Origin of the sequence: Mesonia mobilis DSM 19841 (assembly GCF_000423405.1) — a bacterium.
Lineage (GTDB): Bacteria > Bacteroidota > Bacteroidia > Flavobacteriales > Flavobacteriaceae > Mesonia > Mesonia mobilis.
Map to the genome: position 1 here is coordinate 24501 of NZ_KE384013.1, position 9335 is coordinate 33835.

General features: G+C 37.8%; 7 protein-coding genes. All 7 read left to right on the forward strand.

Translation table 11 applies throughout. From position 1 onward, the window contains the following. Positions 1 to 20 precede the first annotated feature (20 nt). The 7 genes from G551_RS15900 to ruvA all read left to right on the forward strand — a co-directional run bounded on the left by G551_RS15900 (position 21) and on the right by ruvA (position 9335). A complete protein-coding gene (locus tag G551_RS15900; protein WP_036243931.1) occupies positions 21 to 1112 on the forward strand; it encodes a cytochrome c oxidase subunit II in 1092 nt (363 codons plus the stop codon). 21 nt (positions 1113 to 1133) lie between these two features. Continuing rightward, complete coding sequence (locus G551_RS0112540; RefSeq protein ID WP_027885877.1) at positions 1134 to 2969, forward strand: cytochrome c oxidase subunit I; 1836 nt, start codon at positions 1134 to 1136, stop codon at positions 2967 to 2969. Between the two features lie 64 nt (positions 2970 to 3033). Beyond that, complete coding sequence (gene ruvB, locus G551_RS0112545; RefSeq protein ID WP_027885878.1) at positions 3034 to 4056, forward strand: Holliday junction branch migration DNA helicase RuvB; 1023 nt, start codon at positions 3034 to 3036, stop codon at positions 4054 to 4056. After that, on the forward strand, positions 4053 to 5384 hold the full coding sequence (locus G551_RS0112550) for a cytochrome P450 (RefSeq protein ID WP_027885879.1): 1332 nt from the start codon (positions 4053 to 4055) through the stop codon (positions 5382 to 5384). Before ruvB ends, G551_RS0112550 begins: the two co-directional genes overlap by 4 nt. A gap of 1 nt (position 5385) precedes the next feature. Then, positions 5386 to 6309, forward strand: a complete 924-nt coding sequence (gene queG, locus G551_RS0112555; RefSeq protein ID WP_027885880.1) for a tRNA epoxyqueuosine(34) reductase QueG — start codon at positions 5386 to 5388, stop codon at positions 6307 to 6309. Positions 6310 to 6365: 56 nt separating this feature from the next. Beyond that, positions 6366 to 8663, forward strand: coding sequence for an NADP-dependent malic enzyme (locus G551_RS0112560; protein WP_027885881.1), 2298 nt, complete (start codon positions 6366 to 6368; stop codon positions 8661 to 8663). An 87-nt stretch (positions 8664 to 8750) separates the two neighbouring features. Then, on the forward strand, positions 8751 to 9335 hold the full coding sequence (gene ruvA, locus G551_RS0112565; protein WP_027885882.1) for a Holliday junction branch migration protein RuvA: 585 nt from the start codon (positions 8751 to 8753) through the stop codon (positions 9333 to 9335).

The window sequence follows — 9335 nt, forward strand, 5'->3', positions numbered from 1 at the left end:
TTAAAGAAGATATTATCACAATGACTGTATTTTTAATCATAGTAGTTATAGCACTCTTAGGGGTTACATTTTGGCAGATGTCCAAAATACTTAAACTGTCTAAAACAGGACACGAAGATTCTACCCAAGTAGCTAATGATAATGATAATAAGAATCAAGGCTATTTAATGCTTGGTTTTGTAGTGTTCCTTTACATATTCATGATTTATAGCTTTTGGGCTTGGGGAGACTTTTACCTTCCAGAACCTGCATCTGCGCACGGTGTAGATTATGACCGTTTAATGTTTATCTCTATCGGTTTAATTATGACCGTTCAGGTAATCACTCAATTTTTACTTTACTTTTTCGCTTATAAATATAAAGGAGCTAAAGGTCAACGAGCTTTATTTTATGCAGATAACGATAAGTTAGAATTCATTTGGACAATTATCCCGGTTATTGTATTAGCAGGTTTAATTATCTACGGATTGTTTACTTGGTCTGATATTATGAATGTTGAAGAAGATGAAGACACATTAGTAGTTGAAATATACGCATACCAATTTGGATGGAAAGCTAGATACTCAGGAGACGATAATACCTTAGGGAAAGCAAACGTTCGTTTTATTGAAGGAACTAACATTGTAGGTATCGATAAAAGCGATAGCTATGCGAAAGATGATAAAGTAACTACAGAGTTACACTTACCGGTAGATAGACCAGTATTATTCAAGTTTAGATCGCAAGATGTATTGCACTCCGCATACTTCCCATTCTTTAGAGCTCAGATGAACGTAGTTCCTGGAATGATTACACAATTCAGTTTTACACCAACCATCACTTCAGAAGAGATGAGAAATTCAGAATTTATGGTTGAAAAAGTAAATGAATTAAATCAAATTAGAAAAGAGCGCAGTAAAGAATTAGTAGCTAACGGTGACGTAGCACTAGATCCTTACGAATTCGAATATTACCTTTTATGTAATAAAATTTGTGGTATTTCTCACTTTAATATGCAAATGAAAATAGTGGTTGAAGAAGAAGAAGATTTCAATTCTTGGATCGCTGAGCAAGAGTCTTTCGGAGAGACTCTTAAGAAAGAGGAAGAACAGAAAGTATCAAGCAATAACTAAAAAGCAATATAAAGAATAGATATGTCAGCAACAGCAAATGCAACAGTAGCTCAAGATCATCACGGTCACGATGATCATGGACATCATCATAAAGAAACTTTTATTACCAAGTACATTTTTAGCCAAGATCACAAAATGATTGGTAAGCAGTTCTTAATTACCGGTTTGGTAATGGGAACAATAGGTATTTTAATGTCTATTTTATTCAGAATACAATTAGCTTGGCCAGAAGAAGCCTCTTGGGTATTCGAATTATTTTTAGGAGATAAATATGCTACCGATGGCGTGATGAATCCTGATGCTTATTTAGCATTAGTAACTATTCACGGTACGATTATGGTATTCTTCGTGCTTACTGCAGGTTTAAGTGGTACGTTTAGTAACTTACTTATTCCGTTGCAAATTGGAGCTAGAGATATGGCTTCAGGGTTTATGAACATGCTTTCTTACTGGATTTTCTTTTTATCTAGTGTAATTATGTTAAGTTCTTTATTTGTAGAGTCGGGACCGGCTTCTGCAGGTTGGACAATTTACCCTCCATTAAGTGCATTACCAGAAGCAATTCCTGGTTCAGGTACCGGGATGACCTTATGGTTAGTTTCAATGGCATTGTTTATTGCGCAGTCATTAATGGGATCGCTTAACTATATTGTAACTGTTATAAACTTAAGAACAGAAGGAATGTCGATGACGAGACTTCCGCTTACCATTTGGGCGTTATTTGTAACGGCTATCATTGGTGTGGTTTCGTTCCCGGTTCTTTTATCTGCAGCGTTAATGTTGATTATGGATAGAAGTTTTGGTACTTCATTTTTCTTAAGTGATATTTATATTAAAGGTGAAGTTTTAGCTCACCAAGGTGGTTCACCGGTATTATTTGAACACTTATTTTGGTTCTTAGGTCACCCAGAGGTTTATATTGTACTTCTTCCGGCATTAGGTATTACTTCAGAAGTTATTGCAACAAACTCACGTAAACCTATTTTTGGTTACCGTGCGATGGTTGCTTCTATCTTAGCAATTGCATTCTTATCGACAATTGTTTGGGGTCACCACATGTTCGTTTCAGGGATGAATCCATTCTTAGGTTCTGTATTTACATTTACAACCTTATTAATTGCAATTCCTTCAGCAGTAAAATCGTTTAACTACATTACCACCTTATGGAAAGGTAACTTGCAGATGAATCCTGGTATGCTATTCTCAATTGGTTTAGTTTCTACGTTCATTACAGGAGGTTTAACTGGGATTATCTTAGGAGATAGTACATTAGATATTAACGTTCACGATACGTATTTCGTAATTGCTCACTTCCATTTAGTAATGGGTATTTCTGCACTTTACGGTTTATTTGCCGGGGTTTACCATTGGTTCCCTAAAATGTTCGGTAGAATGTTGAATAAAAACTTAGGTTATGTTCACTTCTGGGTAACAGCAGTTGGAGCATATGGTGTTTTCTTCCCAATGCACTTTATCGGGATGGCAGGTTTACCAAGACGTTATTATACCAACACGAACTTTCCTTATTTTGATGATTTAGCAGATGTGAATGTGATCATTACTATTTTTGCGATCATCACGGCTTTAGTTCAGTTAGTGTTTATCTATAACTTTATTCACTCTATTTTCTTCGGAAAGAAAGCAACTCAAAACCCTTGGAATGCGACTACATTAGAATGGACAACACCGGTAGAACACATTCACGGAAACTGGCCTGGTAAAATACCTTCAGTATACCGTTGGTCTTACGATTATAGTAAATTAAATAAAGACGAAACAGATTATGTGATTGCGGGTCAAGATTTTATTCCGCAGAACGTTCCGCTTCAAAAAAACGAAGAAGAACTCAACCACTAATCTTTACAACAAGATATCAGAAAGCCTTTCCACTTCGGAAAGGCTTTTTCTTTATATTTGTAGTATGAACGAGAATCTAGATGCTAGTGGGGAAAACTTTTCTCCCGAAGAATTTGATATAGAAAGAGCTTTACGACCCTTAAGTTTCGATGATTTTGCCGGGCAAGATCAAGTTTTAGAAAACTTACAGGTCTTTGTAAAAGCGGCAAATCTTCGTGATGAGGCACTAGATCACACCTTGTTTCACGGCCCTCCGGGATTAGGTAAAACTACTTTAGCGCATATTTTAGCGAATGAATTAAATGCCGGTATTAAAGTTACGTCTGGACCTGTATTAGATAAACCTGGAGATTTAGCAGGATTGCTTACCAATTTAGATGAAAGAGATGTACTGTTTATAGATGAGATCCATCGTTTAAGTCCGGTGATCGAAGAGTATCTCTATTCTGCCATGGAAGACTTTAAGATCGATATCATGATCGAGTCGGGTCCAAATGCACGTTCGGTACAAATCAACTTGAATCCGTTTACTTTAGTGGGAGCAACAACACGTTCAGGTTTGTTAACAGCGCCAATGCGAGCTCGTTTTGGTATCTCTAGCCGATTACAATATTACACCACAGAATTACTTTCAGATATCATTCAACGAAGTGCTCATATTTTAAATGTTCCCATTACCATGGAAGCTGCTATAGAAATTGCAGGAAGAAGCCGTGGTACGCCTCGTATCGCAAATGCATTATTACGTCGAGTTCGCGATTTTGCCCAAATTAAAGGGAACGGTAAGATCGATATCGAAATTTCTAAATATGGACTCAAAGCCTTAAATGTAGATGCGCACGGTTTAGATGAAATGGATAATAAGATTTTAACCACCATCATCGAAAAATTTAAAGGCGGTCCCGTTGGCATCACGACGCTTTCTACAGCGGTAAGTGAAAGCGCAGAAACCATAGAAGAAGTTTATGAGCCTTTTCTTATTCAGCAAGGATTTATTGTGCGTACGCCAAGAGGTCGCGAGGTTACCGAAGCCGCTTATCGCCATTTAGGGAAAACGCGACACAATCCGCAAGGAGGTTTATTTTGAAAAATTCAGGTCACATACCCGAAGTTTCTGTCTTGCGTTTTTTAAAGCATGCGTCGAACATTATTGAAAATCCGCTTCCTTTTCACCTGAGAAACTTTAATCGTTTAGGTGACATTTTCAGACTGAAATTAGGTTTTGGGAATTCCGTAATTTTTTCTCGTAATCCTAAGATTGCGCAACATCTTCTTCAGAAGAACCAAAAAAACTATCATAAATCGCCGATCCAAACCAAAGATGTGGCTAAATATGTTGGTCACGGTTTATTGACAACCAATGGTGAACATTGGCAAAGACAACGTAAACTTATTCAGCCGGCTTTTCATAAAAAGCAATTAGAAAAGTTAATGGATAGTATTAATGCTGCAATTCAAACTGAAGTAAAGCGTATTGAAACCGATCAAGATTTCGATATTTTTCCGGTGTTTAACGACTTGGCTTTTCAAACCGTAGTGAAATCATTGTTTAGTAGTGCGGTGGGCGAAAAGGAAATTAACCGACTTCAGTTTATTACTGAAGCCGCACAAAAAATGTTGGTGAGCGAGTTGCGACAACCTTTTAAAAATTGGTGGTTCAGACTAAGTGGTAAAATTCAAAAACACCTCGATCTTACTGCTGAAGCTCGACAAATTCTGAAAAAGATTGTCGAAGAGCGCAAAAGATCTTCCGTTCGAGAAGACGATTTGCTCGATATGTTGCTCGATGCTCGTTACGAAGATGGTTCTGCGATGAGCGAAGACCAACTTTTAGATGAAATTCTTATTCTCTTTACAGCCGGTCACGAAACCACTTCAAATGCGTTGACGTTTACTTGTGAGTTGTTAGCGAGACATCCAGAAATTCAGCAGAAATTATATGAAGATATTCTTCAGGCAAAGACGAATTCTGAAAATCTAATGGAATTTCTTCAGCAATCAACCTACGCGAATTTGGTGTTATATGAATCGATGCGTTTATATCCGCCGGCATATTTTATCGATCGGATTAGTTTAGCTGAAGATGAAGTGGAAGGAATTAAAATTGATTCTAATGAAAGTTTGTTACTTTCAATTTACGAAATTCATCGACACAAAGACCATTGGCAACAACCGGAAGCCTTCATTCCGGAACGATTTGAAGATGGCAAGCAAAGAAAAAATATTGCCTACTACCCGTTTGGCGCCGGACCAAGAAAATGCATCGGGAACAATTTTGCGATGTATGAAATGATTTTGGCAATTTCAGAAGTAATGCTTAAGTTCAAAATTAAAGAAAAGTCAACACCCATAGAAATTACTCCACTAATTACACTCAAACCTAAAAACGCTTTTTTAAGGTTTACCCGACGTTAAAATGTTCAATAACCGCGAAAAATATACGAAGCTTATCAAAACCGAAGCTACGCGCTTGGGTTTTATGTCTTGCGGAATAAGCAAAGCAGAATTTCTCGAAGATGAAGCGCCGCGATTAGAGCAATGGCTCAACGAAAATCGTAATGGAGAAATGGGTTATATGGAAAATCATTTCGATAAGCGATTAGATCCAGCATTACTCGTTCCGGGAGCCAAAAGTGTGGTTTCTTTGTTGCTGAATTACTTTCCGCAAGAAACCCAACGAGAAGATTCTTATAAGCTTAGCAAATATGCGTATGGTCGAGATTATCATTTTGTAATTAAAGACAAACTCAAGCAATTTCTCCATTTTATAAATGAAGAAATAGGTGAAGTTGGCGGACGTGCTTTTGTCGATTCTGCACCGGTTTTAGATAAAGCTTGGGCGGCAAAAAGTGGTTTGGGTTGGATTGGCAAAAACTCTAATTTGCTTTCAAAAAAAACAGGCTCCTTCTTTTTTATTGCTGAATTAATTATCGATTTAGAGCTCGAATACGACACGCCGGTTACCGATCACTGCGGGAGTTGCACCGCTTGTATCGACGCTTGCCCAACCGATGCGATTTACGAACCCTACAAAGTAGATGGTAGCAAATGTATCTCCTATTACACCATCGAATTAAAAAACAGCATTCCAGAATCTGAAAAAGGAAAGTTCGAAGATTGGATGTTTGGTTGCGATATTTGCCAAGATGTTTGTCCGTGGAACCGTTTTTCGAAACCTCACAACGAGCCACTTTTCGATCCGCATCCCGATCTATTGCAAATGACCAAGCACGATTGGGAAGAAATTACCCGAGAAACCTTCAACGAGATCTTCAGAAAATCTGCTGTGAAGAGAACAAAATATGACGGTTTAAAAAGAAATATCAACTTTTTAGATTAGTTATTTCGCTATTTTAAATGGTTAACTACCTTTGTTATTCGTCTAAATATTCAATGATGAGTAACGAACGTAAAAGAAGAGAAGCATTAGTTTACCACGCCAAACCAAAGCCTGGTAAAATAGAAGTAAGACCAACCAAAAAATACAGCACACAACGAGATCTGTCGTTGGCGTATTCTCCTGGGGTCGCACAACCTTGTTTAGAAATTGCCAAGAACAAAGAGAACGTATATAAGTACACCACCAAAGGTAATTTGGTGGCTGTAATTTCTAACGGAACGGCAGTTTTAGGTTTAGGCGATATTGGTCCGGAAGCTTCCAAACCGGTGATGGAAGGGAAAGGTTTGTTATTTAAAATATTTGCAGATATTGATGTTTTTGATATTGAAGTCGATACCAAAAATGTAGATGAATTTGTAAATACCGTAAAAAATATTGCGCCCACTTTCGGCGGAATAAATTTAGAAGACATCAAAGCTCCTGAAGCTTTCGAAATAGAAAGAAGGTTGAAAGAAGAGCTTGATATTCCCGTGATGCACGACGATCAGCACGGGACGGCAATAATTTCTTCCGCAGCACTTTTAAATGCGTTAGAAATTGCTGAAAAAGATATCCGTGAGGTGAAAGTGGTGGTTTCAGGAGCTGGTTCTGCAGCAATGGCTTGTGTTTCTTTATATTGTTCGCTTGGTGTGAAAAAAGAGAACATTGTGATGTTCGATGTAAATGGAGTTTTACACAAGGATCGTGACGATTTAGCTGAAATGCAAAAAGAATATGCTGTTTCTAAAAACTATGAGTCTTTAGCTGAAGGAGTAAAAAATGCCGACGTATTTTTAGGACTTTCCGTAGGTGATGTGCTCACGCCGGAAATGCTGAAAACCATGAACGATAATCCTATCGTTTTTGCAATGGCCAATCCGGTACCGGAAATTGATTATGATCTGGCGGTAAAAACCAGAGACGATATTATTATGGCCACCGGAAGAAGTGATCATCCTAATCAGGTGAATAATGTGCTTGGTTTTCCATTTATTTTTAGAGGAGCGTTGGATGTTCGTGCAACAGCCATTAATGAAGAAATGAAAATGGCGGCTGTTCGTGCTTTGGCAGATTTGGCAAAGCAAAACGTACCCGAACAAGTGAATATCGCTTATGGCGAAACCAAATTAAACTTTGGGCGAGATTATATTATTCCGAAGCCATTTGATTCAAGATTGTTAACAGAAGTTCCGCCGGCAGTGGCAAAAGCAGCAATGGAAACCGGTGTAGCAAAAGAACCAATTTACGATTGGCGTCGTTATGAAGAAGAGCTTTATGAGCGTATGGGTAACGATAATAAAATTACCCGATTATTAATTAACCGCGCTAAAATAAATCCGAAACGTGTGGTTTTTGCTGAAGCAGATCATTTAGATGTGCTTAAAGCTGCGCAAATTGTGAATGACGAAGGAATCGCTAAACCTATTCTTTTAGGAAGAAAAGAAGTGATTCTTGAGTTAATGAATGAGTTAGAGTTTGATAGTGAAGGTGTAGAAATTATCGACCCGAAATCTGACGATCAAAAAGATAATACAGTAAAATATGGCGATGTTTTCTGGAAAGCTCGTCAACGTAACGGAGTAACACAACTCGATGCACATAAATTAATGCGTCAGCGTAACTATTTTGCAGCCATGATGGTGAATGAAGGTGATGCCGATGCGCTTTTAACCGGTTATTCTAGAGCATATCCCGGTGTCGTAAGACCTATGTTAGAGTTAATCGGGATGGAGAAAGGTGTTTCTAGAATTGCAGCGACCAATTTAATGAACACTTCACGCGGACCTCTATTTATCGCCGATACTTCTATAAACATCGATCCCGATGCTAGAGATCTGGCGCGTATTACGCAAATGACGGCGCATACCGTTAAAATGTTCGGGATGGATCCAGTGGTTGGGATGGTTTCTTACGCCAACTTCGGTTCTTCTAAAAATCCAAATGCTTCAAAAGTGAAAGAAGCAGTGAAAATACTTCACGAGCAATCTCCAGAAATTATTGTTGATGGTGAATTGCAGGTAGATTTTGCGTTAAATAAAGATATGTTGCAGAGCAAATTTCCGTTTTCAAAATTAGCGGGACGTAAGGTAAATACTTTGGTCTTTCCTAATTTAGATTCTGCAAACGGTACGTATAAACTTATTAAAGAATTAAATCATACCGATTCTATTGGGCCAATTATGATGGGGTTAAAAAAACCGGCACATATTTTACAATTAGGAGCTAGTGTAGAAGAAATGGTGAATATGACAGCGGTTGCGGTGGTAGATGCGCAAGGAAAAGAGAAAAAAACTCCGATGCCGGTAACACTTTAAAAGTGAAGCGTGTTAAACTAAAGATGTCAATTTTGGTATCTTAATAATTTTCCTACATTTGAGGGATTTTTAACTTTTGCTTAACCAATGATTGCACACTTAAGGGGTAAACTAGTTGAAAAGAACCCAACAGATATCATCGTAGAATGTGGTGGAGTTGGGTATTTTCTAAATATATCTTTACATACGTTTTCTCAAATCACTTCCGAAGAAAACATTTTTATTTACACTTATATGCAAGTGCGTGAAGATGCGCATACCTTATTTGGGTTTATGCAAAAGTCTGAGCGTGAAATTTTTAAGAAGTTGATTTCGGTTTCAGGTATTGGGGCAAGTACAGCAAGAACGATGCTGTCTTCGCTTACTCCGGCGCAAGTGGTAGAAGCAATTACTCACGAAGAAGTAGATATTATAAAAAGTGTAAAAGGCATTGGTGCCAAAACAGCGCAACGGGTAATTATCGATCTAAAAGATAAGTTAGGTGAAGTTTCTGAAGATGTTAATGAAATTATAACGTCTTCACGCAATACACAGAAAGATGAAGCGTTATCTGCATTAGAAACCTTAGGATATACTAAAAAGCAATCAGAAAAAGTGGTGAACAGAATTATTAAGGAAGATGCTGAAGCTTCTGTAGAAACCATCATTAAACTTGCTTTAAAAAACCTGTAA

Bases quoted from the DNA above. Each gene is read 5' to 3' on its own strand.
- queG (WP_027885880.1), top strand. From the start codon at position 5,386: ATGTTCAATAACCGCGAAAAATATACGAAGCTTATCAAAACCGAAGCT.
- ruvB (WP_027885878.1), top strand. From the start codon at position 3,034: ATGAACGAGAATCTAGATGCTAGTGGGGAAAACTTTTCTCCCGAAGAA.
- G551_RS0112540 (WP_027885877.1), top strand. From the start codon at position 1,134: ATGTCAGCAACAGCAAATGCAACAGTAGCTCAAGATCATCACGGTCAC.
- G551_RS0112560 (WP_027885881.1), top strand. From the start codon at position 6,366: ATGAGTAACGAACGTAAAAGAAGAGAAGCATTAGTTTACCACGCCAAA.
- G551_RS15900 (WP_036243931.1), top strand. From the start codon at position 21: ATGACTGTATTTTTAATCATAGTAGTTATAGCACTCTTAGGGGTTACA.
- ruvA (WP_027885882.1), top strand. From the start codon at position 8,751: ATGATTGCACACTTAAGGGGTAAACTAGTTGAAAAGAACCCAACAGAT.